Source organism: Nocardia aegles, from assembly GCF_052545135.1.
Map to the genome: position 1 here is coordinate 141173 of NZ_JBQWRI010000004.1, position 24241 is coordinate 165413.

The 24241-nt window shown below is 70.9% G+C and carries 21 protein-coding genes; 3 read left to right on the forward strand and 18 right to left on the reverse strand.

Annotated features, from left to right (window positions below):
• Positions 1-214 precede the first annotated feature (214 nt).
• The 3 genes from ACT89H_RS14105 to ACT89H_RS14115 all read right to left on the reverse strand — a co-directional run bounded on the left by ACT89H_RS14105 (position 215) and on the right by ACT89H_RS14115 (position 4648).
• Complete coding sequence (locus ACT89H_RS14105) at positions 215-1846, reverse strand: serine/threonine-protein kinase (RefSeq protein ID WP_445109038.1); 1632 nt, start codon at positions 1844-1846, stop codon at positions 215-217.
• A gap of 99 nt (positions 1847-1945) precedes the next feature.
• Positions 1946-3709: a penicillin-binding transpeptidase domain-containing protein gene (locus ACT89H_RS14110; RefSeq protein WP_445109039.1), complete on the reverse strand. Its 1764-nt coding sequence runs from the start codon at positions 3707-3709 to the stop codon at positions 1946-1948.
• Between the two features lie 78 nt (positions 3710-3787).
• Positions 3788-4648 (reverse strand): arylamine N-acetyltransferase family protein, encoded by an 861-nt coding sequence (locus ACT89H_RS14115; protein ID WP_445109040.1) that lies wholly within the window; start codon positions 4646-4648, stop codon positions 3788-3790.
• Positions 4649-5011: 363 nt separating this feature from the next.
• Between ACT89H_RS14115 and ACT89H_RS14120 the strand changes: the two genes are divergently transcribed.
• Positions 5012-6190 carry a winged helix DNA-binding domain-containing protein gene (locus ACT89H_RS14120; protein ID WP_445109041.1) on the forward strand — a complete coding sequence of 393 codons (1179 nt, stop codon included), beginning with the start codon at positions 5012-5014 and terminating at the stop codon, positions 6188-6190.
• 318 nt (positions 6191-6508) lie between these two features.
• Here the strand turns inward: ACT89H_RS14120 and nadC are convergent, their stop codons facing one another.
• From nadC to nadA, 3 genes are all read right to left on the reverse strand, one after another.
• Positions 6509-7369: a carboxylating nicotinate-nucleotide diphosphorylase gene (nadC, locus tag ACT89H_RS14125; protein ID WP_445109042.1), complete on the reverse strand. Its 861-nt coding sequence runs from the start codon at positions 7367-7369 to the stop codon at positions 6509-6511.
• 64 nt (positions 7370-7433) lie between these two features.
• On the reverse strand, positions 7434-9002 hold the full coding sequence (locus ACT89H_RS14130) for an L-aspartate oxidase (protein ID WP_445109043.1): 1569 nt from the start codon (positions 9000-9002) through the stop codon (positions 7434-7436).
• Between the two features lie 109 nt (positions 9003-9111).
• A complete protein-coding gene (gene nadA, locus ACT89H_RS14135) occupies positions 9112-10155 on the reverse strand; it encodes a quinolinate synthase NadA (RefSeq protein ID WP_445109044.1) in 1044 nt (347 codons plus the stop codon).
• 77 nt (positions 10156-10232) lie between these two features.
• Between nadA and ACT89H_RS14140 the strand changes: the two genes are divergently transcribed.
• On the forward strand, positions 10233-10997 hold the full coding sequence (locus ACT89H_RS14140) for an NUDIX hydrolase (protein ID WP_445109045.1): 765 nt from the start codon (positions 10233-10235) through the stop codon (positions 10995-10997).
• 401 nt (positions 10998-11398) lie between these two features.
• On the opposite strand, the gene ACT89H_RS14145 is transcribed toward ACT89H_RS14140, so the two are convergent.
• The 3 genes from ACT89H_RS14145 to bioB are packed head-to-tail and all read right to left on the reverse strand — an operon-like array spanning position 11399 to position 13359.
• Entirely contained in the window at positions 11399-12052 is a 654-nt protein-coding gene (locus tag ACT89H_RS14145; RefSeq protein ID WP_445109046.1) for a DUF2567 domain-containing protein, read from the reverse strand.
• The gene (gene bsaP / locus ACT89H_RS14150) at positions 12052-12279 is read right to left on the reverse strand and encodes a biotin synthase auxiliary protein BsaP (RefSeq protein ID WP_445109047.1); all 228 of its coding nucleotides are present in this window, start codon (positions 12277-12279) and stop codon (positions 12052-12054) included. Before bsaP ends, ACT89H_RS14145 begins: the two co-directional genes overlap by 1 nt.
• A 33-nt stretch (positions 12280-12312) precedes the next feature.
• Positions 12313-13359, reverse strand: coding sequence for a biotin synthase BioB (gene bioB / locus ACT89H_RS14155; protein WP_445109048.1), 1047 nt, complete (start codon positions 13357-13359; stop codon positions 12313-12315).
• A gap of 103 nt (positions 13360-13462) precedes the next feature.
• Here bioB and ACT89H_RS14160 point away from each other — a divergent pair, with 103 nt between their 5' ends.
• The gene (locus tag ACT89H_RS14160) at positions 13463-14047 is read left to right on the forward strand and encodes a TetR/AcrR family transcriptional regulator C-terminal domain-containing protein (RefSeq protein WP_445109049.1); all 585 of its coding nucleotides are present in this window, start codon (positions 13463-13465) and stop codon (positions 14045-14047) included.
• An 80-nt stretch (positions 14048-14127) separates the two neighbouring features.
• Here ACT89H_RS14160 and ACT89H_RS14165 read toward each other — a convergent pair whose 3' ends face one another.
• From ACT89H_RS14165 to ACT89H_RS14205, 9 genes are all read right to left on the reverse strand, one after another.
• Entirely contained in the window at positions 14128-15357 is a 1230-nt protein-coding gene (locus tag ACT89H_RS14165) for an MFS transporter (RefSeq protein WP_445109050.1), read from the reverse strand.
• Between the two features lie 103 nt (positions 15358-15460).
• Positions 15461-16810, reverse strand: coding sequence for an LLM class flavin-dependent oxidoreductase (locus tag ACT89H_RS14170; RefSeq protein ID WP_445109051.1), 1350 nt, complete (start codon positions 16808-16810; stop codon positions 15461-15463).
• Positions 16807-17559, reverse strand: coding sequence for an ABC transporter ATP-binding protein (locus ACT89H_RS14175; protein ID WP_445109052.1), 753 nt, complete (start codon positions 17557-17559; stop codon positions 16807-16809). Before ACT89H_RS14175 ends, ACT89H_RS14170 begins: the two co-directional genes overlap by 4 nt.
• Positions 17535-18398, reverse strand: coding sequence for an ABC transporter permease (locus ACT89H_RS14180; RefSeq protein WP_445109053.1), 864 nt, complete (start codon positions 18396-18398; stop codon positions 17535-17537). The genes ACT89H_RS14175 and ACT89H_RS14180 overlap by 25 nt, the downstream gene beginning before the upstream one ends.
• Entirely contained in the window at positions 18398-19489 is a 1092-nt protein-coding gene (locus tag ACT89H_RS14185) for an ABC transporter substrate-binding protein (RefSeq protein ID WP_445109054.1), read from the reverse strand. Before ACT89H_RS14185 ends, ACT89H_RS14180 begins: the two co-directional genes overlap by 1 nt.
• 63 nt (positions 19490-19552) lie before the next feature.
• A complete protein-coding gene (locus ACT89H_RS14190; RefSeq protein ID WP_445109055.1) occupies positions 19553-20716 on the reverse strand; it encodes an alpha/beta fold hydrolase in 1164 nt (387 codons plus the stop codon).
• 223 nt (positions 20717-20939) lie between these two features.
• A complete protein-coding gene (gene bioD / locus ACT89H_RS14195; protein WP_445109056.1) occupies positions 20940-21614 on the reverse strand; it encodes a dethiobiotin synthase in 675 nt (224 codons plus the stop codon).
• Positions 21611-22759 carry an 8-amino-7-oxononanoate synthase gene (locus ACT89H_RS14200; RefSeq protein ID WP_445109057.1) on the reverse strand — a complete coding sequence of 383 codons (1149 nt, stop codon included), beginning with the start codon at positions 22757-22759 and terminating at the stop codon, positions 21611-21613. The genes bioD and ACT89H_RS14200 overlap by 4 nt, the downstream gene beginning before the upstream one ends.
• Before the next feature lie 127 nt (positions 22760-22886).
• A complete protein-coding gene (locus ACT89H_RS14205) occupies positions 22887-24167 on the reverse strand; it encodes an adenosylmethionine--8-amino-7-oxononanoate transaminase (RefSeq protein ID WP_445109058.1) in 1281 nt (426 codons plus the stop codon).
• Between the last annotated feature and the right edge of the window lie 74 nt (positions 24168-24241).

Sequence of the window (24241 nt, forward strand, 5' to 3'; positions counted from 1 at the left end):
CCTTGTCTCCAGCAGATTCCGCAACAGGAAAGTTGCCGCTACCAGCCTAATGGGCCGACGCGAGCCGTTATCCGCGTGGTCCGGGCGGCGCGGCCGCATCGCAACCGTGTTCGCAGGGGCGTGCCGAGGTGTGGCGTCGCTCGCGTCGATCGAAAGGGGTGTGGATGTCGCCTGTCACGGGTGACGAGATCCAGCGCAGCGTTGTGTCCGAAGGTCAGCGGGTGTCGCTGTCGATGAGGGAAGACCCGTTGCCGGGGTTGATCAACCGCAGCGTCACCGCCTTGTTCCGGCCGCCGTAGGTCACGCTGGCGACATTGACATCCACCGAACCGTCCGCGTTGGTGCCCGAACCGCCACCCGCCGCGTCGACGGTGTTGAATGCCGTCACCCGGTTCTGCGTCCAGTAGTCCTCGAAGGCTTGCTGGCTGCCGTATACCTGCTGGGCAGCGGGGGTCAGCTGTTTCCAGGCAGCGGAGAAGCTCAGATACGTGAGGTTGTTGTAGAAGTTCACCACCAGATCGATGGATTGCCGCGGATCGGCCTTGCCGACGCTCTTCGTCTCCCCCACCGGGGCGGCCGCCGACGTCGTGTTGCCGCCCGGACGCGTCGATGCCACCACCGACGAGGTGCTGCCCGGCGCCGCGTTGGTGCCCGAGCCCGACGAACTCATCATGTTCACCGTGATGGCCACCACCACGGCGACCGCGCCGATCAGCGCGCCGATCAGGATCGCGCGGCGGGTGCCGCCGGAACCCCGCTTCGGCATCGGGCGCGGCTGTGCCATGGTGCGCGGATGCGCGGCGGTGTCCGGCTGCACCGGCGGTGCCGGGGCGGGATGGGAACGCGGCCGGCGTTCGGCCGGCGGGTAGGGCGCCGCGGGCATCACCGAAGGCCGCAGCTCACGGGTCGCCGATTCGGACTGGCCCGCCCTGGGCCGGGCGAACGCCTCGCTGGCCGGCACGAACCCGGCGGCCACCGGGGCTGGACCCGCGTCGGCGAACGCAGCGAGGTGCTCGCGCGCCGCCCGCATGCTCGGACGCTCGCGCGGCTCGGGACTGAGCAGGTCGAGCAGGAAATCGGTGGCCGGACCGGCGTTGCGCGGTTCGCTCAGCTGACCGTTCGCGGCGGCGTAGAGCACCGCCAGCGGATTGGAACCCGCGCCGTAGGGCGGTTGACCCTCGAGCGCATGGAACAGCGTGGCGCCCAGCGCGAACACATCGGAGGCGGGACTGGGATCGGAGCCGCGGGCGACCTCGGGCGCGAGGTAGGCGGCGGTGCCGCAGATCAGCCCGGTCTCGGTGAGCGTGACGTCACCGGTGGCGCGGGAGATGCCGAAGTCGGTGATCTTCACCGTGCCGTGATCATCGAGCAGGATGTTGCCCGGTTTCACGTCGCGGTGCACGATGCCCGCCTGGTGCGCGGCGATCAGCGCCGAGGCGACCTGCTCGCCGATCCGCGCCACCTGGGTCAGCGGCAAGGTGCCCTGAGCGGCGATCACGGCGGCGAGGCTCTTGGACTCGAGGTACTCCATCACCAGGCAGGGGTCGCCCTCGTGCTCGGTGATGTCGAACACGACGATGGCGTTCGGATGCTGGAAACGGGCGGCGTTGCGGGCTTCTCGGATCGCGCGCTGACGCACCACGTCGCGTTCGGCCTCGGGCAGGCTCGGCTGGATATGGATCTGCTTGACGGCTACGGAGCGCTGGAGGCGTTCGTCGACGGCACGCCAGACCACGCCCGTGCCGCCGCTACCAATCCGCTCGACCAGGCGGTAATGCTCCGCGATCAACTGACCGGTATCGATGGCGCCTACTCCGAACCTTCTCGAAATCGTGACATCCCGCATATTGATTACTCAAGCGGTCCGGGGATGAGTGTAGCGGGCGCCGGAATGCTCGCACGCGCCAGCCGTGCCTTCTCGCCACCCCGAATCGCCCGAAACGGACTATCCGCGGGCTCGCAGCATCCGGCCCGCTGCCTCCACCGCCGGGGCCGAACTGCCCGCGTCGCTGACGAACACCGAAAAGGCCAGGTCACCGTCGATGCCGACGAACCAACCGTGTGCGTGGGCGTCATCGATGTACTCGGCGGTGCCGGTCTTGCCGAGCAGACCGGGAATATCGCGCAATTGGGTCGCGGTGCCGCCGGTGATGGTCTCGCGCATCATGGCTTTCAGCTGGTCGTCGACCTGCGGCGGCAGCGCTTGCGAGGCGCGGTCCGGGGTGCCCGGCCGGCCCGCGACCACCGTGGGCGCGGGCACCGAGCCGCGGGCGATGGACGCGGCGACCAGAGCCATGCCGAACGGCGACGCTGTCACCTGCCCTTGACCGATCGCCGATTCCACACGTAACGCCGAGGTATCGGCCGCGGGCACCTTCCCCGTGACAGTGGTCAGGCCCGGTGTGACGTAATCGATGCCGAGGCCGAGCTGCGCGGCGGCTTTCGTCAGCGCGTCGGCGGGCAACTGCACGGCGAGGGCGCCCATCGTGGTGTTGCACGACCGGGCGAACGCGGTGTGCAGCGGCACCGAGCCGAGATCGAAATTGTTGTCGTTGGGGATACGGCGACCCTCGATGTTCGCGGTACCGGGGCAGGGCAGCACCGTGTCGGGCGTGACGGCTCCGGCCTGCAACGCGGCGGAGACGGTGACCGTCTTGAACGTCGAACCCGGCGGGTAGAGGCCGGTCAGCGCGATCGGGCCCTGCGCGTCGGCGGCGGTGTTCTGCGCGACCGCGACGACCTCGCCGGTCGACGGCCGCAGGACGACGATCGCGGCGGGCTGGGCGACGGGGGCGAGCGCCGCCTCGGCGGCGCGCTGCAAGCCGAGATCGAGGGTGGTCGCGATGTCGGCGGTCGGTGTGGGATCTGTTCCGGCGACGCGCTCGGTGCCCTGCGGCGTCTGGGCGCGCACGGCCCACCCGGCGTGCGCGTCGGCGGACTGCTGCCACAACTCGGCCAGTCCGGACAGGGTCGGGGCGGCCAGAGCCTTGTCGGTCGTCAGCAGTCGGGTCTGCGGCGAGAGGGTGACTCCGGGCAGTGCGCTCAGACGGTCTCGAATCGGGGCGAGATCGGTCTCGCGCAGGGTGATCGCGGTGATCGGCTTTCCGTGCGCCGCGGCCAGTTCGGCTTGCACCGACTGGGGCGTGAGACCTGGCGCGAGGGGACCCAGCAGATCCGCGACCGCGGAGAGGTCGGCACCGGGGCCGACGTTCACCAGCGTGACGATCTGCTCGGTCATCAGCTCGCCGCCCGCGGCATCGAGGATGCGGGCAGGCTGCGGGTAGACCCTGCTGTAGCTCAACGGCCCCGCGGCGAGTCCGGGGGCGACGGTGGCGGGATCCCACTTCACCCGCCATCCGTTCCCATCGTCGCGCGCGGAGCCGTTGGTGGTGTAGGTCCACTCCGACTTGCCGCCCGCGCCCAGCTTCCAGGTGGCGGCCAAGGCGAAACCGTTCTCGTCGACCGAACGGACGTCGAAGCGCACGTCCTTGCCGAGCCCCTCGTACAGCGCGCCGAGGGTGTCGGCGGCCAGGGCCGGATTGTCGGTGAGCGCGGCCGCCGCGGCGATATCGTCGCGGTTCAACGCCTCGGCGAACTGCGCGGCCACGGTGTCGGGCTGATCCGGGCCGGACGAGCAGGCGGCGAGCACGAGCAGCGGTGCGGCGAACAGGACGAGGGCTTTCCGGTTGGTACGCACCCCGACGACCATAATGGGCGCGGTCGGATATCGTCCGCCGATAGCCCATGCGCCGACCGCGGCGACGAAGACGCCGACCGGATCGCGATGTCAGTCCCGGGACCACCCGCCCTGCGCGAGCACGGCGGCGTCGGCGTCGGCGAGATCGATGTCGAACACGTCGGCCAGGACCTTGGGCAGCTCGGTGGGCTCCAGCTCCCTGGTGGCACCCGTGCCGTCCGGATACTCGGTGACGAGCACGGTTCCGTCCAGCACGTAGTGCACGTCCGGGTGGAAGCGCTGCACCAACGGCCGGGTCGTGAACGGGGAACGCGGCGAGGTCGACACGAAGTGGTTGCCGACGACGTAATCGATCCCGTACTGCGGATTCAGGGTGAAACTGTATCGGTCGATCCACCCGTCGCGGCCGAATTGGTGCAGCACCCACAGGTCGGAATCGAGCTCGCCGCGCCTGCACTCCAGCCGGAACCGCCATTCGCCGCCGGTGAATTCGCCCGCGGACAATTCGAACGGCACGAGCGGTCCGGCGCCGAAACCGACGTCGCACATCCAGACCCGGTCGTCGGCGGCGGTCGTCACGTGCAGCAAGGCGTGGGTGGCGGGCCGCGGCGCCGTGCCAGCGCCCATGCTCACGCGCCCGCTGAGGCCGGTGACGCCGAACCCGAGCCGTTCCAGGGCCGCCGCGAACAGTCCCACGTGCTCGTAGCAGTAGCCGCCGCGGCGGCGCCGCACGAGTTTGTCCTGCACACTCGCCACGTCGAGGGGGATCGAGCGGCCCAGGATGATCTCCAGGTTCTCGAACGGGACCGAGGTGGTGTGCGCCCGCACTACCTCGTGCAGCGTCCGGACGGTCGGGGCGCGCTCGCCGTCGAAGCCGATCCGCGCCAGGTAGGCGTCCAGATCGAGATCCGCTCCGTTCCAGTGGTGAGCCGGGTGGGCGAGCTTGCTCATCGGTCCTCCGCTTCGTCGTCGGTTCTCTCGGACAACGGCGTCGGAAGGCGACCGTGTTCCCGCACTTCGCGCCCGGCGGGGCAGGCGGTGCGGTGACGACCCCGTGCGGGACGTCGACGCACCGTACGTCCATGCGAGCCGCGCAGTGCGGGCGAGCGTTCGGCATAGGCGAGCGGGCAGTGGACAGGCGGGCAACCACCCGCGTCGCGCTCGATCTGCGCGGGCAGCGCCACCGCCGGCCGCCGACGCGGGTGCGTGCGGCCCGGCGGCGACCGAGGCCGTCCGCGATGCCTGCCGGACGCCGCGCCCGGCCGCGGATCGCTTCGGCCGCTGATCCGATGTCGCGAACGCTACGATTCGCCTATGCGTTCGATTGATGCCGCCGAGCGGCGCGCTCGGCTGGCGGTGCGACACCGGCTGGCCACCCGGGAGCGGACCGGGCAGGTCGCGGAGATCGCCCGCTCGCTGGTCGCTCTGCACGCGACCGATCCGGCCACCGTCTTCCTCTCCGTCGCGGCCCGCGCCGAGGGGCTGACGCCCGCGGATGTCGAACGAGCCCTCTACGACGACCGTTCGCTGCTGCGGATGCTCGCCATGCGCCGCACCATGTTCGTCGTGCCGGTGGAGCTGGTTCCCGTCCTCCAGGCTTCGTGCGCGGACGCGCTGGCGCACAAGCAGCGGCGCACCTACGGCAAGTACCTGGAGCAGGCGGGTATCGGGGACGGCGATGTGCGGCGCTGGTGGGCGGAGGTCGAGACCGAGACACACAAGGCATTGCTCGATCGCGGCGCGGCGACCGGCGCACAGCTCGGCAAGGACGTCCCGCGCTTGCGCACCCAGGTGAACACCGCGCCGGACAAGGCGTATTCGAAGCCGACGAACATCACCACCTGGGTGCTGGTGACGCTGGGTTGCGAGGGCCGCATCGTCCGCGGACGGCCGAACGGCAGCTGGACCAGCAGCCAGTACACCTGGGCGCCGATCGAGTCGTGGCTGCCGGAGGGCGTTCCCACCCTCCCGGCCGCCGAAGCCCGCGCCGAGCTGGTCCGCCACTGGTTGCGCGCGTTCGGTCCCGCTCCGGTGTCCGATATCAAGTGGTGGACCGGATGGACGCTCGGCGAGGTGCGCGCCGCGCTCGGCGCGCTCGAGCTGGTCGAGGTCGACCTGGACGGCGGGACCGGAGTGCTGCTGGCCGACGACGTGGAACCGGTCGCCGCCCCGGAGCCGTGGGCGGCATTGCTCCCCGCCCTCGACCCGACGCCCATGGGCTGGCGGGCACGGGAGTGGTTCCTCGGCCCCCACGCCCCGAACCTGTTCGACCGCAACGGGAATATCGGACCCACCGTGTGGTGGGACGGGCGCATCGTGGGCGGCTGGGCACAGCGCGGCGACGGCGAGATCGTCTACCGCCTGCTCGAAGACGTGGGAGCAGACGCCGGAGCCCGGATCGCCGCCGAAGCGCAACGGGTCGGCGAGTGGTACGGCGACGTGCGCGCCGTTCCCCGTTTCCGGACACCGCTGGAACGCGAACTCACCGCATGAGCGAGAGGGCCTGCTTCGCCGGTAGCTTGGGCGACAGGGAGATTCGCGGATCGATCAGGCGATCCGCCGCTATCGGTCGATCTTGCCTCGCGCGTGCGCCGGATTCTTCGCGCGCAGCATCGCCGACGTCGCCCACCGCCGGATCCCGGGCTCGCGTTCGCGGCAGGCGCACGGCGCACCATGGTGCGCGAACAGCTGACGCGGCGACGTTCCGGAAGTCCAGCGCTGTGTCGCCGAGCGCCTGGACGGTAATCCGGGGTTCTGCGCCGGAGGGCGAACCAGCCGGGTGTCCGGCCGAGTGGTTCGGGGAGGCCGGACCTACATGTCCAGCCCGAGGTCGAGGACGCGGACCGAATGGGTGAGGGCGCCGACGGCGAGATAGTCGACGCCGGTGCGCGCGTAGTCGGCGGCGACGTCCAGGCTCAGGCCGCCGGAGGACTCCAGTTTCGTCCGCGGGGACGCGGCGTTGCGGCGTTGCACGGCCGCCTGGGTCTGCCAGAGCGGGAAGTTGTCCAGCAGGACCAGTTCCACGTTCTCGGCGAGCACGGCGTCGAGCTGTTCGAGGCTGTCCACCTCGACCTCGCAGGCGACATCGGGGGCGGCAGCGCGGACCGCGCGCAATGCCTCGACCACCGACCCCGCGGCGACCACGTGGTTGTCCTTGATCAAGGCGGCGTCGCCGAGACCCATGCGGTGGTTGACCCCGCCGCCGACCCGCACGGCGTACTTCTGCAGCGCGCGCAGTCCGGGCAGCGTCTTGCGGCTGTCCCGGATGCGGCAGTGGGTGCCCGCGACGGCGTCCACCCAGGCGGCCGTCGCCGTCGCGACACCGGACAGATGGCACACCAGGTTGAGCATGGTGCGTTCCGCGGTGAGCAGCCCGCGCGTGGGCGCGATCACGGTCAGCACGGACTGTCCCGGCGACACCCGGGTGCCGTCGGCGACGCGGTCGGTGATCTCGTAGGCGTCCGCGCCGATCACCTCGTCGAGTACCAGCAGACCGGCGTCCAGCCCGGCCACGGTCCCCGGTTCGCGCGACACCACCGACGCCTTGATCACCGCGTCGGCGGGCACGGTGGCCGTCGTCGTGACGTCCGGGCCGTAGCGCAGGTCTTCGTCCAGCGCGGCGCGGATGACGCGCAGCACCTCGTCGCGATCCAGGGCGGCATCCAGAGTCATCGAAGCGTTCCTTTCTCGCCGAGCGGGCCGGTGGATGGCCGGACGCCCCGTTCGGCGCAGGTGGTCAGGGAATGGGCGCGTACGCGGGTACGCCGTCGCCGTTCAGCCGGATCGGCAGGCTGTGGCGGAGTCGGGGCACGGCGTCGGGGTGATCCGACCGGGTGTGACAACCACGGCTCTCGGTGCGGGCGAGGGCCGCAAGCAGCAGGGTGCGGGCGGCGAGAGTGAGTGCGGCGTCCTCGATTCCGGCGATCGGATGGGTGGCGGCGGTGCGCGTGTCGCAGCTGGTGACCACGTCGCCGAGCCGCTTGAGCGCTTCGGCGAGGCCGGCGCGGTCGCGCACCACCGAGGCGTGCGTGGTCATCAGACGCTGCACCATGTCGCGGTCGGCGTATTCGGCGACGCGAGCGGGGATCTCGCTCACCCCGGCGCGCTCGCCGAGCCGCTCGGCGGCGGCCGCGCCGGCGCGCTCGCCGACCACCAGTCCCTCCAGCAAACTGTTGGAGGCCAGCCGGTTCGCCCCGTGCAGGCCGGTGCGCGCGACCTCACCGGCCGCGTACAGACCGGGCACCGCGGTACGGCCGTGGGTGTCGGTGACGACACCCCCGCACTGGTAGTGCGCGGCCGGTGCGACCGGGATGAGATCGGCGCGCGGATCGATGCCCGCCGCCAGGCAGGAGGCGGTGATCGTCGGGAACCTTTGCGGGAAACCGTCGATCGAGCGCGCGTCGAGATAGACGTACTCGGTGTCCAACGCCCGCATACGCGCGGCGATGGCGCGGGAGACGACATCGCGGGGGGCGAGATCACCACGCGGATGCACTCCCGCGGTCACCGGATCGCCCGCGGGGTCGACCAGCGTCGCGCCTTCGCCGCGCACCGCTTCGCTGATCAGCGGCCTGCGGCCGATGCCGCCCGGGGTGTAGAGCACGGTCGGGTGGAACTGCACGAATTCGAGATCGGCGACGACGGCGCCGGCCCACAACCCGAGCGCGATGCCGTCCGCGGTGGCGCCCGGCGGATTGGTGCTCAGCGCGTACAGCCGGCCGAGTCCGCCGGTGGCCAGCAGAACCGCGGGCGCGTGGACGACGCCGAATCCACGCTCCGACACCGCGACCACACCCCGCACACCGTTCGGCCCGGTGACGATCTCACCGACGGCCGTGCCGAACAGCACCGGCAAACCCGCCTCGTTCAGCGCCCGCTGCACCTCCGCGCCGGTGGCGTCGCCCCCGGCGTGGATGATCCGGCGGGTGCTGTGCCCGGCCTCGCGGGTCCGCGAGATCTGGCCGTCGCGGCCGAGGTCGAAGACCGCGCCCAGGTCGGTCAGCGCGGCCACCGCGGTCTGCCCGCCCGCGACGATGGAGCGCACGGCGTTCACGTCGCACAGTCCGGCACCCGCGTCCACGGTGTCGTGCACATGTGATTCGACCGAGTCACCGTGCGGCGCCACGACGGCGATGCCGCCCTGGGCGTACTGGGTGGACGTATCCGTCGGCCCGCCCTTGCTGAGCGTGAGCACCCGCAGGCCGCGCAGTGACGCGGTGCGCGCAGCGGTCAGTCCCGCGACGCCACCACCGATCACGACCAGATCGGCCTCGGCCTCCCAGTCGATCGAAACCCGGGTTGTCATCGGCCCGCGCCTCTCTGTCTTCCGATCCGCGAACGTGCTCCGGCGCGGGCGCGGTGATCAGCGCATCGCACCGGAGAGCGATTCGCCGCCGCGAGGGCAGCGGTCGGACTCATTCACCGCCGCCGGGATTGCCGATCGCGATCATCCGCTGCACCGACGCGCGGCCCAGCGCGGCGGTTTCCGGATCGACATGGACCTCGTCGCGGCCCTCGGCCAGGCAGCGCAGCAGCGCCGCCGGGGTGATCATCTTCATGTACTTGCACGACGCCCGGTCGTTCACGGCCTGGAAGTCGATACCCGGGGCCGCCTTGCGCAGCTGGTGCAGCATGCCGACCTCGGTGGCCACCAGCACCTGATTCGACTTCGCCGCCTTGGCCGCGTCGATCATGCCTCCGGTGGACAGGATGTGGACCCGTTCGGCCGGGAACGCGCCCTCGCCCGCGAGGTACAGCGCCGAGGTGGCGCAGCCGCATTCGGGGTGCACGAACAGTTCCGCGTCCGGGTGGGTGCGCGCCTGCTCGGTCAGCTCGTCGCCGTTGATGCCCGCGTGCACGTGGCACTCACCCGCCCAGATGTGCATGTTCGCGCGGCCGGTGACCCGCTTGACATGGGCGCCGAGGAACTGGTCCGGCAGGAACAGCACCTCGCGGTCCGGATCGATCGATGCCACTACGTCCACCGCGTTGGAGGAGGTGCAGCAGATGTCGGTGAGCGCTTTCACCTCGGCCGTGGTGTTCACATACGACACGACCACCGCGTTCGGGTGCTCGGCCTTCCAGGCCCGCAGCTCGTCGGCCGTGATCGAATCCGCGAGCGAACATCCCGCACGCTGATCGGGGATCAGCACGGTCTTCGCCGGGCTGAGAATCTTGGCGGTCTCGGCCATGAAGTGCACGCCGCAGAACACGATGGTGTCCTCGGGCGCCGCGGCCGCGATCCGCGACAGCGCCAGCGAGTCGCCGACGTGGTCGGCGACGTCCTGGATCGCCGGCAGCTGATAGTTGTGCGCCAGGATCGTCGCGTTGCGTTCCCTGGCCAGTCGCTCGACTTCCTGCGCCCATTCCGGCCCAGCCTCGACACCCGCGAACCCGGAGGGTCCGTCGAACACCTGCCCCATCAGCGGGGGCGCCGGTTTCGCACCCGTCGTCGCCATGGATGGCTCCCTTCCTCGTGCGGTCGGCTACGCCGCCGATTCGCACCGAACCAGGTTTTCGACTTACAATCGAAAACGTGACCCATGGTAGCACCATCCACGAATCGCTCACCGCGGTGTTCCAGGTTCGCCGCTTCCCCAGGAACATCGCCGCAGGTCACACTCCAGCCGACCGCGCCGAAGGCATGCTGCGCCGTTGCCCACCCGACCAGCGGACCGAACTCGCGGTGTTGCTGTGGGAACGCGCGCTGGACCCGCAGAAGGGCACCTGGTCGCTGCCCGGCGGACGCCTCGGCGACGACGAGGACCTCGACGCCTCCGCCCGCCGCCAGCTCGCCGAGAAAGTCGACGTGCGCGAACTGAGCCATCTGGAACAGCTGTCGGTGTTCAGCGCCCCCGACCGGGTGCCGAGCCCGCGCCGCATCGCCTCGGCCTACCTCGGATTGGTCCCCCTGACCGCCGACCCCCACCTGCCATCGGACACCACCTGGCACCCGGTCTCGGCACTGCCGGACATGTCCTTCGACCACCGCACCGTGGTCGATCACGCCCGCGCCCGGCTGGCGGCGAAACTGTCGTACACCAACATCGCCTTCGCGCTCGCGCCGGACCGGTTCACCATGTCCACACTGCGCGAAATCTATTGCGCCGCCCTCGGTTACGACGTGGACCCGACGAACCTCCAGCGAGTTCTCTCCCGCCGCAAAGTGATCACCCCCACCGGGGCCACCGCCGCCCCCGGCCGCGCGGGCGGCCGCCCCGCCGCGGTGTACCGCTTCACCGACTCCGGCCTCCGCGTGACAGACGAATTCGCGGCGCTGCGCCCACCCGGTGCTTCGTGACCGGCCCCGCCACGCTACTCGGCCGTGGCTTTGCGATGCTTACCCCGGCGGCGGTACTGCCGCCTACTCGGTATGGGCCGCGCGGCATTGCTGCGCCGCAGCGCATCTCGCCGCCGCCACGCCGCCAGATCGGCCCGTTCGCTCTCCACAGCAGACGCCTCGGCTGCCATCCGACGCGCGATTGTCATCGCCCGGGCCCCTTTCGACGATTTCTCGGCCACTGCGGCGGCTCACCGTATCCCCGGAGAGCGCGTCGCATCCACTCGTTTTCCCGGGCCGGGTAACCGGAGCGTGATCACACGGCACGCCCGCGACGGCGAGGCGGTCAGGCGGTTTTCATCTGCGAACGGGCGGCGGAGCCTCGGTAGCCTTCCGAGCGCGGCGACGTGCCGGACGACGCGTCAGCGCCGTTGCCGGTATTCCGGCAGCGAATATCCTTCCGCGGCAGGCTCGTAGCCACCATAGGGCAGCTCGCCACCGCTCGCGGCGTCACCAACGGGAACGAAGGCGCCCCGGCCGTCGAAGGCTTCCTCTTCCGTCCGGGCGGCGCGGCGCCCGGAGCCGAGGTCCTCCGACGTGCTCAGCGCGGCGAGCAGCAGCATGACGAACGACGCGATCAGCGGCTGCACGATCAGCGCGAGATCACTACCCAATTCGATCGGCAGTGTGACGATCTGACCGACCGGCGGGTCGTGCGGGCGCGGATGCGACCACTCGGCGACCTGCTCCCCCACGCGGGCCATCGCTACCGCGCCCACGCCCGAACCGATCAGCAGGCCCAGCTGCAGCAGCGGTCCGCGCGCCGAACGCCGACGCCACACGGCCAGTGCGCAGAGCAGGCCGAGTATGCCGCCCGCGAGCACGAACAACGCCAGCGCGTCGAACTGATGCGTACTCTCCCCGGTCAGCGCGACCCCGCGACCCGGCTCGACCACGAGCAACCGCTCGGTCGGCGCGAGCAGGCCCCAGCCGACGCCCGCGAGGGCGCTCACCGCTACCACGGCGACAACGACCACCGCCGCCGCTCGCACCTCACCCCGCAACGGCGACGCCACTAGCGGCGTTCCAGTTCGGCCGAGTCGATGACGCCGTGCCGGGAGCATTTGGCCCACCAGCCGTCCGGGCTCACCTGCACGATCATGCGGCGCCCGCACTGTTCGCAGAAGCGCGGCGGCTCCAGGCCGAGCGCGGCGGCGACCGGGATCGCATCGTCGAGGCCCGGTACGACTCGCTTGCCGGTGAACGGGTTGTAGCGCTCGTCCATATCCATGACAGTACTCATGCTCGCCTGCCTCTTCGTCGCAACCGAGCCGGGTCAGAGGGTTTCGTTGAGCGCCTTGATCGGCATCTTCAGCTCGCCGAGCAGATCGAGGTCCTGTTCGGCCGGGCGGCCGAGGGTGGTCAGGTAGTTGCCGACGATGACGGCGTTGATGCCGCCCAGGATGCCCTGCTTGGCGCCGAGATCACCGAGGGTGATCTCGCGGCCGCCCGCGAAGCGCAGCATGGTGCGTGGCAGCGCGAGCCGGAACGCGGCCACGGCGCGCAACGCGTCGGACGCCGGGAGCACCTCCAGGTCACCGAAGGGCGTGCCCGGCCGCGGGTTGAGGAAGTTCAGCGGCACCTCGTCGGGTTCGAGTTCGGCCAGGTTCGCGGCGAACTCGGCGCGCTGTTCCAGCGTCTCGCCCATACCGAGGATGCCGCCGCAGCAGACCTCCATGCCCGCTTCGCGGACCATGCGCAGGGTGTCCCAGCGCTCCTCCCAGGTATGCGTGGTGACCACGTTCGGGAAGTAGGACCGCGAGGTCTCCAGGTTGTGGTTGTAGCGATGCACGCCCATGGCGGCCAAGTGGTCGACCTGCTCCTGGGTGAGCATGCCCAGCGAGCAGGCGACCTGGATGTCCACCTCGTTGCGGATCGCCTCGACTCCGGCGGCCACCTGGGCCATCAGGCGCTCGTCGGGACCGCGCACGGCCGCCACGATGCAGAACTCGGTGGCGCCGGTCTTCGCGGTCTGCTTGGCGGCCTCCACCAGGCTCGGAATGTCCAGCCACGCCGCTCGCACCGGCGACTGGAACAGGCCCGACTGCGAGCAGAAGTGGCAGTCCTCCGGGCAGCCGCCGGTCTTGAGGCTGATAATGCCCTCGACCTCTACCTCGGGACCGCACCACCTCATGCGCACCTCGTGCGCCAGGGCCAGCAACTCCTCCAGCCGGTCGTCACCGAGGCGTAGCACCTCCAGGGTCTGTTCCTGGTTCAGTCCTACCCCGCGCTCCAGCACCTGCTCGCGGGCGATCGACAAGATCTGCGACGTCCCGACCTTCGTCGGTCCTGGCGCTGTGGTGTCTACAGGTGCCTGGGTCACTGCACGAATCCCTTCGTCCGGCCGAGGTGGCCGTGCAACTTGAACGGTGTTCAGGCTAGGGTAGCGGTAGGAGTGAGTCAAAGCACGACGGGAAGGGCATCGAGTGCAGCTGCACCGGGCGGACGTGGTCGACGGCGCCATCGCGATTCTGGACCGATACGGCTTGGCCGACCTCACCATGCGCAGGTTGGCCGGTTCGCTCCAGGTCCAGCCGGGCGCGCTGTATTGGCACTTCCCCAACAAGCAGGCGCTGCTCGGCGCGGTCGCGGACCGGATCCTCGCGCCCATGGAGGATCCGATCGAAGCCGAGGAATGGTCCGGGCAGATCACCGAACTGGCCCACCGGCTGCGCGACTGCCTGCTGGCCTATCGTGACGGCGCCGAAGTGGTGTCGTCGACCTACGCTTCCCGGCTCACCACGAGCAAGGGCCGAGAACGCTTGGTGAGCGCGGCCATCCGCGCGGGCATGCCGCGTCCGGAGGCCGAACTCGCGGCGTTCACGCTGCTGTACTACGTGCTCGGTGAGACGGTGGACGAGCAGTCCAGGATGCAACTGGATTCCGCGGGCGCTCTGCCCGAGGGCGCCTCGCCGCTGGAGGAGACCACCGACGCCACCGCCCGTTTCGACTTCGGCTTGCAGTTGTTCGTCGCGGGCGTACGGCACCTGCTGGGCACCCACGTCCGCTGACGCGGTGGGCTGCCCGGCCGCCCGGGCTTTCCGCTGCCGCCGGTGCCACCCCCGCGTGACCGCGACGCACATGCCGGGGTCTACCCGGTCTCGGCGACGGGCTGCCGCCGCGCCGGTGGCCCGACCACGCCGGGGAACCAGCGATGCATCGTGTACGCGCCCGCCGCGGCGGTGAGCGCGAGAGCGACGGCCGCCGCGCCGAGGACGGTGACGGCGCTGATCGCGCCGACCGCCACCGGCCCGGCGAACATGCCCAGGTCGTGGGTGAGCCGCCAGGCGCCGAGGAACTCCGCGCGCCGCCCGTCCGGCGCGACGTCCGCGCCGACCGTCATGATCAGCCCGTTGCTCATGCCGTTGGCCAGCCCCAGCAGTACGGCGGCACAGCCCAGACCGAGCACCGACGACGTGCACGGCAGCGCGCCGAAACCGGCGGCGAACAGGAGCATCGACGGCACCCCGGTCGCCCGCCTGCCGTAGCGGTCCAGCCACACTCCCGCCGGATACGACAGCAGCACGTCCACCGCACCCGCCACGCCGAACACCAAACTGGTGGTCGACGCGCTCATCCCGATGTGCGCGGCCCACAGCGGCAGCAGCGCCAGGCGCGCCGCCCGCGCCGCGCCGACCAGCAACGCGGCCAGTCCGAGCGTGCCGAGGGTTCGGCGGTGCTCGACCACGATCGCTGTCAGGGCCTGCGGCGCGCCTGCCCCGCCCGACACCTCGGGCGATCGGATCGCGGCCATGGCCGCGCCGGCGAGCACCGTGGTCACCAGTTGCAACCACAGCGCGCCATTGGGACCGAGCGAATGCACCACGGCCGCACCGAGAAACGGCCCGCAGAAGAATCCCAGCCGCATCGAACCGGCCAGCGTCGACATCGCGCGCCCGAGATCGTCGGCGGGCACCACGGCCACGAGATAGGACTGGCGAGCCAGACCCCACACCGCGCCCGCGGCGCCGTTGAGCAGCATCCCCAGCGCGAGCACCCCGACATTCGGGGCGACGATCGCCGCGAGCACACCGATCGCCCCGAGCACCGAGCCCACCGCCAGCGCGCCGCGTTCGCCGATCGTGGCGACGACCCGTCCAGCGGGCAGGTCGGTGAGCACCATGCCCAACCCCGACAGCGCGACGACGATTCCGGCGAGCCCGGCCGAGGCTCCCAGATCCAGTGCGCGCAGCGCGTACATCGGCGCCGCCGCGCCGGACCCGATGCCGTACACCACCATCGGCACGAACACCGTCCAGGTCAGCGACCGCAATCGCACCCCGCCGACGACTCCGCCCGCTACGACGGACCGCCGGCTCATCGCACCACCGCACGAGACCGGGACCGATCGCGGCCGGCCCGCCGGCACCTGCCGCGCTCGATGACCGGCGCCCCGGTGCGACAGTCGCTTCCGTCGGTGCCGCTCACCGGGCCAGCGCGGGCTGCCGGGCGAAGCGGCTGTCGGGGCGGGGCAGGCCGAAGTGGTCGCGCAGGGTGGTGCCGGTGTACTCGGTGCGGAACAGCCCGCGCTCCTGCAGGATCGGCACGACCGTCTCGGCGAAGATCTCCAGTCCACCCGGGTAGTACGGCGGCATCACATTGAACCCGTCGGCGGCGCCGTTGCGGAACCATTCCTCGATGGTGTCGGCGACCTGCTCGGGAGTTCCGGTGAACACCCGGTGCCCGCGCGCACCGGCGAGGCGGTGCAGCAGACCGCGCAGGGTCGGTCGTTCGCGCTGCACGATGCCCGCCACGACCTGCAACCGGCTCTGCCCGTTGTCGGTCACGTCGCCCGCCGAGTCGAACAATTCGACCGGAATGGGCTCGTCCAGCCGCAAGTGCCGCAGGCTGATTCCGGCGATGCCCTCCAGCTGTGCCAATCCGTACTCGGGCACGGTCAGCTCGTTGAACTCCTGCTCCAACTTCTTGGCCGCCGCTTCGGTGTCGGCGATGAACGGGCTGATCCCGGGCAGGATCTTGACGTGCTCGGGGTCGCGCCCGAAGCCGCGCGCCCGTTGCTTGATGTCGGCGTAGAACGCTTGGGCGTCGGTGAGCCGCTGGTGCGCGGTGAAGATCGCCTCGGCGTACTTGCCCGCGAACGCCCGTCCGTCGTTCGAGGCGCCCGCCTGCACCAGCACCGGGTGCCCCTGCGGGGTGCGTGGCGCGGTGAACGGCCCGCGCACCCGCAGATGTTCGCCCGCGAAGTCGATCCGGTGGATCTTGTCCGGGTCGGCGTACACGCCGGAGGTCCGGTCCAGGACGATGGCGTCGTCCTCCCAGCTGTCCCACAGCGCGACCACGGCGTCGACGAATTCCCGAGCGCGGGCGTACCGTTCGGCATGGACGGGATGCTCGGCCAGGCCGAAGTTCGCCGCGGCGAGATCGGTGCCGGTGGTGACGATGTTCCAGCCCGCCCGGCCGCCGGAGATGTGGTCCAGCGTGGAGAACAGCCTGGCCAGGTTGTAGGGCTCGTAGTAGGTGGTGGACGCGGTGGCGATGAGGCCGAGATGCGTCGTGGCCGTGGCGATCGCGGTGAGCAGGGTGATCGGCTCCAGGCCGGAGGCCGCGTTGTGCCGGACGTCGGTGCGCAGGGCGGGTCCGTCGGCGAAGAAGACCGCGTCCAGTTTCGCCGCTTCGGCGGTGCGTCCGATCTCCTGGTAGTAGGCGACGTCGTAGATCCGCTCGGGGCTGCTCCACGGATGCCGCCAGGCCGCCTCGTGGTGGCCGGAGGGATAGATGAAGGCGTTGAGGCTGAGTCGGCGCGGCGCGGTCATGAGGCTTTCCTCTCGTCGGTGGGCGCGTCGGCGATGTCGACGCCCAGGCTGGCCAGCAGCAGGGAGCGGTGCCGCAGGAACGCGGGATCGCCGTGCCGGCGCGGACGCTCCAGGTCGATGCGCTGGTCCACCGCGATGCGCCCGTCCTCGAGCACCAGGACACGGTCGGCCAGCAGCACCGCCTCGTCCACGTCGTGGGTGACCAGCAGCACGGCGGGCCGATGCCGGGCACACAGATCCTGCAGCAGTACGTGCATCTTGATCCGGGTCAGCGCGTCCAGCGCGCCGAACGGCTCGTCCGCCAGGAGCAGCTCGGGTTCGCGCACCAGCGAACGAGCCAGCGCGACGCGCTGCTGCTCGCCGCCGGAAAGTTCCTTGGGCCAGGCTTTCTCCCGGCCCGCGAGCCCGACCTCGGCCAGCGCCGCGCGACCGCGACCGGCCGCGTCCGGACCGCCGAGGCCGAGGGTCACGTTGTCGAGCACCCGCACCCAGGGCAGCAACCGGGAGTCCTGGAACACCACGGAGCGCTCGGTGGGCACGCTCAAGTCACCGGAACCCGGTACGTCGTGATCCAATTCGGCCAGCGCCCGCAGCAGCGTGCTCTTCCCCGAGCCACTGCGGCCGAGCAGCGCGACGAATTCGCCGCGGGCGATGTCGATATCGAGATCGCGCAGCACCACCCGATCGCCGAAGCCGCGGCGCAGCCGCCGGGCGCGAACGACGTTCAATCCCCGAGTGTCTGTCGCCATGACAGCGCCTTCCTTTCCACCGCGCGCACCAGGAGGTCGCCGAACAGGCCGAGCAGGCCGTAGATCACCAGGCCGACCACGATGATGTCGATCTGGCCGTAGGTGCGGGCCTGGGTCATCAGGTAACCGATGCCGCTGGTGGCGTTGACCTGTTCCACCACGACCAGTGCCAGCCACGAGATGGTGACGGCCAGCCGCAGGCCGGTGAAGAAACCGGGCAGCGACCCCGGTAGCGCGATCCGGCGGATGAATCCCCACCGCGACAGACCGACGGTCTGGGCGAGTTCCACGTACCTGGCATCGACGCTGCGCAGGTGCGCGTGCGTGTTCAGGTAGATCGGGATCGCCACGCTGGCGGTGATCACCACCAGCTTCATCTGTTCGCCGATGCCGAACCACACGATGAACAGCGGGATCAGCGCGAGCGTCGGAATAGCGCGCTTGATCTGGATCGGCCCGTCCACCAACGCTTCACCGATCCGGCTCAGCCCGGCCACCAGCGCCAGCACCAGACCGATCGCGACACCGAGCCCGAGCCCGATCGCGGCGCGCTGCACCGAGGTCAGCAGATTGCTCTGCAGACGGCCGTCGGCGAGCAGGTCACCGGCGGTCTCGGCGACCGTCCACGGGGCGGGCAGGGTCTCCGGATCCAGAGTGCCCGTGGCCGAACCGGCCACCCACGCGGCGATCAGCAACACCGGTCCCACCGCGATGCCGAAGGGGATGGGGCGGCCGGGGCCGAGGCGTGGCCGGGACGACCTGCGTTTCGCCAGTATCGGTTCCGTCGCGGAGCGGCCGAGGCCGAAGCGGCGCAGCACCGCGGCGTCGATGGTCGCCATCAGCGTGCCTTCGGCTCGAACGACGCGCCGCTCTCGGTGACCGCTTGCGTGATCGCGGCGTCGAAGCGCAGGTCGAAGCCGTTGGCCGCCTGCACCTTCTTGGGCAGTTCACCCGCCTTGGCGATGGCGTCGATGGTGGCCTGCTGCCGGTCGACGAGCTGCTGGTCCAGATGCGGGAAGACGTAGGTACCCAGCGATTCCACGATGCGCTTGGCGTCGTCGGCGCTCACCTTCTGGTTGTCCACGTAGTACCGGCGCGCCCAGTCCTCCGGGTGGGTGTTGGCCCACTGGTAGGCGCGGACGAACGCGCCGACCAGCGCCCGGGTGGCGGCCGCCTTCGCGGGATCCCGGACGACGGCGCGGCGCGCGTACAGGTAGGCCAGGCCGCCGTAGAGGCCCGCCGTCTCCGAATCCGGGACCAGCGAGGCGCCCGGCGTGCGCAGGAACCGGGTGACGTTCGGCTCGATCAGCGGCGCCACGTCGACCTGGCCGGTGCGCACGGCATCCGGGAACTCGGCCAGTTGCAGCCGGATCAGCTGCACATCGGAGGTGGTGAGCCCGGCCTTGTCGATGGCGCGCAGCACGGCGGCCTGCTGGGCCGTGCCTTCGGCGTAGGCGATCTTCTTGCCTTTCAGCTCCGCGAGCTTCGTCACCGACTGCCCGGGTGCCACCGCGAGTTTCAAGGCGGTGGTGCTGCTCTGATAGGACGCGACGATCGGAACGTCCTGCCCGGCCACCAGCGCGTGGATCGGCGGGACGTCACCGACCTGCGCGACGTCGGCGGCGCCGGCGCGGAACGCCTCCAGAATGGCGGGGCCGCCGATGAAGTTGGCGAACTCCACCTTGAACGGCAGCTTGTCGAGCTCGCCGGACAGGCGCAGCACCGATTGCAGGCGCTCGGACTGGTCGGCGACCACGAGAGTGGTGCCGGCGGGAACCTCGGTGGGCAGTGGTCCGTCGGCGGTGGGACCGACCGGCTTGTCGTCCTTCGCGCAGCCGGAGAGTCCGAGAGTCGCGACGGTCGCCACGGCGAGCAATGCGGCGGTCGCGCGGCCGCGGAGGCCGGACCGGAACGTAGTTGGTCGGAACATAGGCGAATTAGAACAAGACGAAACCGGCGCGAAAACGGTTTGTCTCAGCCTGGTTCGAACCCCTCAGCGCGGCGGCGCGGCCACCGTCGTCGACCGGGCCTGCTGCTGATAGCGCTGCACGAACGGCAGAATCTGCTGTTCGATCGCCGTATTGTATTCCCGGGGCCGCTGCATCGGATTCGCGTGCCCGGTGTTTCGCGCCAGTACCACCAGCAGCGTGCCGTCCACCCCGCCCGACCGCTCGATCAGCACCCGGTGGGAGTACTCGACGTCGACCACGCGGTCGGCGCTCGCGTCGCGCGGCCGGATGAAGACGATGGCCGGCCGCGGTTTGTCCGCCACGGGCTGGGCCAGAGCGCGCAGGTCGTCCGCCGCGCCACCGGCCACGATAGCGGTGAACTGCGACTCGATCAGACCGTTGCTCGCCGCGTCGCGCGAGACGATCTTCTCCCGCATCACTTCCGCCAGCACCTCGCCCAGCTTGCCGAACCGGATGCCGGGCAGCCGGTGGCCCCGGTCGAGGAAACGGTCCCGGCGCACGTAGGTCTCCACGGCCAGCCGCAGCGCGCGGCTTTCCCGCGCGCCGGGCAGCCAGCCGATCCACCGCAGCATGTCCGCACCGCGCCCGCGGCTTTCCGGGCGCACCGCGTTCAGGTCGACCGGCGTGCAGTCCAGGATCACCCCGACCAGCCTGCGGTCGCTGTCACGGTGGATGTGTCGGGCGACCTCCAGCGCGATCACCCCGCCCATGCTGTGCCCGACGAGCACGACGTTGCGCAGGCCCGACAGCTCGGCGGCGCGCACGACGAGGTCGGCGATCACCTTGGTGTCGATGCCTTGATTGTCGTAGCGGATCGCCCACACCATGCCCATTCCGCGCAGCGCGGGCAGCGCGGCGGCGGTGTCACTGGCGTCGAGCCCGCCCAACCCGACCAGATCCACCACCACGGTGTCCCAGTTCTGCGGGTCCACCGGCGGGGCGACGGGCAGGATGGCGGGCTCGGTGCGCGCCAGTCGCGCTTGTTCCGGCGCGACATCGTACTTCCAGTACTGCGCGAACACCATGAGTCCGGCCAGCAGCAGTGCGGCCACCCGCAGCAGCGTCACCCTGGTGCGGCGCAACGTCTTCCACCCGTGCCCCAGGCTCGTGTCCCGCAGCCGAGCTCGGCGTCGCGCGTCGTCCCAGTCGGAGACGGTGGACGGGTGCCGGGCGTCCATCGGCGACATCCATCCCACTGTAGGCACGGGTGCGGACGGTCGCCATGAACCCGCCATCGCTCCGCGTGCCGCCGCCGTGATGGCCGGTAGTTCGCCCAGCGAGATCCGCCAACCGTTCGTTGTCCTCGGCAGCGATTCGGGCGGCGACGCTGGTGCACCGCCCTTCGGTATCCCGCAGTAGGTAGCTGATCGTCTGCTCGCCGGTGGCCCACACCGCGGGCACCCCCGCTGTTCAGCGGAAAGGCGACCAGGCGGGCTCGAACCATTTCGGAGCGGCGGCGGTGAATCGCGCACGCTCCCAGCCACCCGCGCCTTCCGGCACCGAACCCACCAGGTCGACGCCGGTGACGCGAGGCAGGTCGGTGCGGTTGCACGCGGCGGCGAGATCCGGCTCGGCCGGCCAGGAACCGATCACCAGGCCCGCGCATCGCACGCCCGCCGCGTGCAGTGCGCGGGTGGTGAGTTCGGTGTGGTTGAGCGTCCCCAGCCCGGCCGCGGTGACCACTAGGACGGGTGCGCCGAGTTTCTGGGCGAGATCGAGCAGGGTGAAATCGCCCAGGCGCACCAGCAATCCGCCCGCGCCTTCGACCAGGACGAGGTCGGCGTCGGTCAAAGTCTCGACGGCGGAGGCGGTTTCGGCGAGCGTCAGCTCCGGCAGCCCCGCTCGCCGGGCGGCGGTGTCGGGCGCGAGCGGGTCCGGGTAGCGGGCGAGTTCGAGCGTCCGGGTGACGCCGGACAGCCGCTGGATCTCCGCGAGATCACCGGGTTCGCCGACCGCCACACCGGTCTGGCCCGGCTTGCACACGGCCACCGAACGGCCGGTCGCCAGCGCCGCGGCGGCGACGGCCGCGGTGACGACGGTCTTGCCGACGTCGGTGGAGGTTCCGGTGATCAGCAGGACGGTCACGCGGGCACCGCCTCCCGCGCCTGCGCCAATACTTCGCCGAGCGCCGTCGCGATGGAATCGAGTTCGGCCGCGGTGAGATTCGCCCGCGCGGTCAAGCGCAGCCGCGACGTGCCTTCCGGGACCGTCGGCGGACGGAAGCAGCCGACATCCAAGCCGCGCGCCCGGCACGCCCGAGCGGCGTCGAAGGCCACCTGCGCCGGACCGAGCACGACCGACACCACCGCCGAAGGCGGCGCGGGCACACCGGCGATCCGGGCGATGTCCGCGGCGTGGGCCAGCACCCGCTCGGCCAGCTCCGGTTGCGCGCGCAGCACTCGCAGCGCGGCCCGCGCGGCGCCGACGGCGGCCGGCGCGAGACCGGTGTCGAAGATGAACGTGCGCGCGGCGTCGATCAGGTGGGCGCGTACCCGCGCACTGCCCAGCACCACACCGCCCTGCGCGGCAAGGGATTTCGACAGCGTCGCGGTGATCACCAGGTCCGGCGATCCGGCCAGGCCCGACTCGTGCACCAGTCCACGCCCGCCGGCGCCGCGCACACCCAGGCCGTGCGCCTCGTCCACCACGAGCACTGCCCCGTTGGCCCTGGTCACCCGATGCAGTTCGGTCAGCGGAGCGAGATCGCCGTCGGCGCTGAACACCGAATCGGTGAGCACCAGCGCACGTTCCTCGGTGCGTGCCGACAGCAGCCGGTCCACCGCCGCGACGTCGCGATGCGGCGCGATCTCCACCCTGGCGCGAGAGAGCCGGCACGCGTCCACCAGCGACGCGTGACTGTCCGCGTCGGAGACCACCAATGATCCGCGCCCGGCCAGCGCGGTCACCGCGCCGAGGTTGGCCGCGTATCCGGAGGAGAACACGAGTCCCGCTTCGGCGCCGACGAATTCGGCCAGCTCGGTCTCCAGCATTTCGTGCTCGGTGGTGGTGCCGGTGACCAGCCGCGACCCGGTCGACCCCGCACCCCAGCGGCGCACCGCCTCGATCGCGCCCTCGATCACCTCGGGGTGGCGGACCAGGCCGAGATAGTCGTTGGAAGCGAGATCGATCGACGGCGCGTGCGGGGCGCGCGGGCGCAGTTCACGGCGCAGTCCCGCGGCCACCCGAGCGGAAGTGCGTTCGTCCAGCCAGCTCAACGGATCGGTAGTCACAGCTCCGCAGCATACTTGAACACCGTTCAGGACACCCGCCCACAGGTTCGCCGGTACCGTTGGGCCCCTCGTCGGCGGTGTCACCGGCCCGCGGTGACAAGCTGCACCGGGGAGGAATGCGGAAGCCTCACCGGCCGTTCTGCGCGGCGACCGCGGCGCGCATCCCGGCGGCGATCGTGGCGATGTCGCCGGAGGTGCTGATGAACGGCGGCATGGTGTAGATGAGATTGCGGAACGGACGCAGCCATACCCCGGCCGCCACCGCGGCGTCGGTCGCGGCGCGCATGTCGACCGGGCGGTCCAGCTCGATCACCCCGATCGCACCGAGCACGCGCACCTCGACCACGCCCGGCAGATCACGCGCCGGGCCCAGGCCCGCCGCCAGCTCCGCCTCGATCCGGGCCACCTCGCCGCGCCAGTCGCGCGACAGCAGCAACTCGATCGACGCGACCGCGACCGCGCAGGCCAGCGGATTGCCCATGAACGTGGGTCCGTGCATGAGCCCGCCGTGCGCCGCGCTGATGGTCTCGGCGATCCGCGTGGTGCACAACGCGGCGGCGAGGGTGAGGTAGCCGCCGGTCAGCGCCTTGCCCACGCACATCACATCCGGGCTCACCCCGGCCGAGTCGGCCGCGAAAAGCGTTCCGGTGCGGCCGAATCCGGTCGCGATCTCGTCGAAGACCAGCAACACGCCGTGTTCGTCGCACAGCCGGCGCAGATCGGTGAGATAGCCGGGATGGTGCCAGCGCATCCCGCCCGCCCCCTGGACGACCGGCTCCACGATGACCGCCGCGAGTTCACCCGCGTGCGCGGCGATCATGCGCTCCAGTTCCGCCACGTATTCCAGGTGGTAATCGCTCGGCGGCACCGGCGCGAACAGCTGGTTCGCCAGGATGTCGGTCCACAGCGAATGCATGCCGCCCTCGGGGTCGCACACGCTCATCGGGGTGAAGGTGTCGCCGTGGTATCCGCCGCGCCAGGTGAGCAGGCGCCGCTTCTCCGGTTTGCCCAGTGAACGCCAGTACTGTAGGCACATCTTCACGGCGACCTCGACCGACACCGAGCCGGAGTCGCACAGGAACACCTTGTCCAGCCCGGCCGGTGTCGATTCGACCAGCAACTCGGCCAACCGGGCCGCGGGCTCGTGGGTGAGCCCGCCGAACATCACGTGACTCATCCGCCGCGACTGCTCGACCAGCGCGGCGTCGAGCACCGGGTGCCGGTAACCGTGGACGGCGGCCCACCAGGAACTCATGCCGTCGACCAGCTCGCGCCCGTCGGCCAGGGTCAGCCTGGTGCCCGCGGCGCCGGCCACGACCAGCGGTTGGGTCGTCGCGGGGAAGCCGCCGTACGGATGCCAGACGTGCTCGGCGTCGAGGGCGGTGATCTCGTCGGGGGTCAGTGCCACAGGAATCCTCGCGTCACGGCCCCGATCGCCGGGGCGGCTTGAACGCCGTTCAAGTTAGCATCCGAGCTGCGCCG

Coding starts and splice junctions, on each gene's coding strand:
- ACT89H_RS14185 (WP_445109054.1), bottom strand. CDS start 19,489: ATGTTCCGACCAACTACGTTCCGGTCCGGCCTCCGCGGCCGCGCGACC.
- ACT89H_RS14190 (WP_445109055.1), bottom strand. CDS start 20,716: ATGTCGCCGATGGACGCCCGGCACCCGTCCACCGTCTCCGACTGGGAC.
- ACT89H_RS14175 (WP_445109052.1), bottom strand. CDS start 17,559: ATGGCGACAGACACTCGGGGATTGAACGTCGTTCGCGCCCGGCGGCTG.
- ACT89H_RS14180 (WP_445109053.1), bottom strand. CDS start 18,398: ATGGCGACCATCGACGCCGCGGTGCTGCGCCGCTTCGGCCTCGGCCGC.
- bsaP (WP_445109047.1), bottom strand. CDS start 12,279: ATGAGTACTGTCATGGATATGGACGAGCGCTACAACCCGTTCACCGGC.
- ACT89H_RS14130 (WP_445109043.1), bottom strand. CDS start 9,002: ATGACAACCCGGGTTTCGATCGACTGGGAGGCCGAGGCCGATCTGGTC.
- ACT89H_RS14165 (WP_445109050.1), bottom strand. CDS start 15,357: ATGAGCCGGCGGTCCGTCGTAGCGGGCGGAGTCGTCGGCGGGGTGCGA.
- nadC (WP_445109042.1), bottom strand. CDS start 7,369: ATGACTCTGGATGCCGCCCTGGATCGCGACGAGGTGCTGCGCGTCATC.
- ACT89H_RS14115 (WP_445109040.1), bottom strand. CDS start 4,648: ATGAGCAAGCTCGCCCACCCGGCTCACCACTGGAACGGAGCGGATCTC.
- ACT89H_RS14110 (WP_445109039.1), bottom strand. CDS start 3,709: ATGGTCGTCGGGGTGCGTACCAACCGGAAAGCCCTCGTCCTGTTCGCC.
- ACT89H_RS14170 (WP_445109051.1), bottom strand. CDS start 16,810: ATGACCGCGCCGCGCCGACTCAGCCTCAACGCCTTCATCTATCCCTCC.
- ACT89H_RS14105 (WP_445109038.1), bottom strand. CDS start 1,846: ATGCGGGATGTCACGATTTCGAGAAGGTTCGGAGTAGGCGCCATCGAT.
- nadA (WP_445109044.1), bottom strand. CDS start 10,155: ATGGCGACGACGGGTGCGAAACCGGCGCCCCCGCTGATGGGGCAGGTG.
- ACT89H_RS14120 (WP_445109041.1), top strand. CDS start 5,012: ATGCGTTCGATTGATGCCGCCGAGCGGCGCGCTCGGCTGGCGGTGCGA.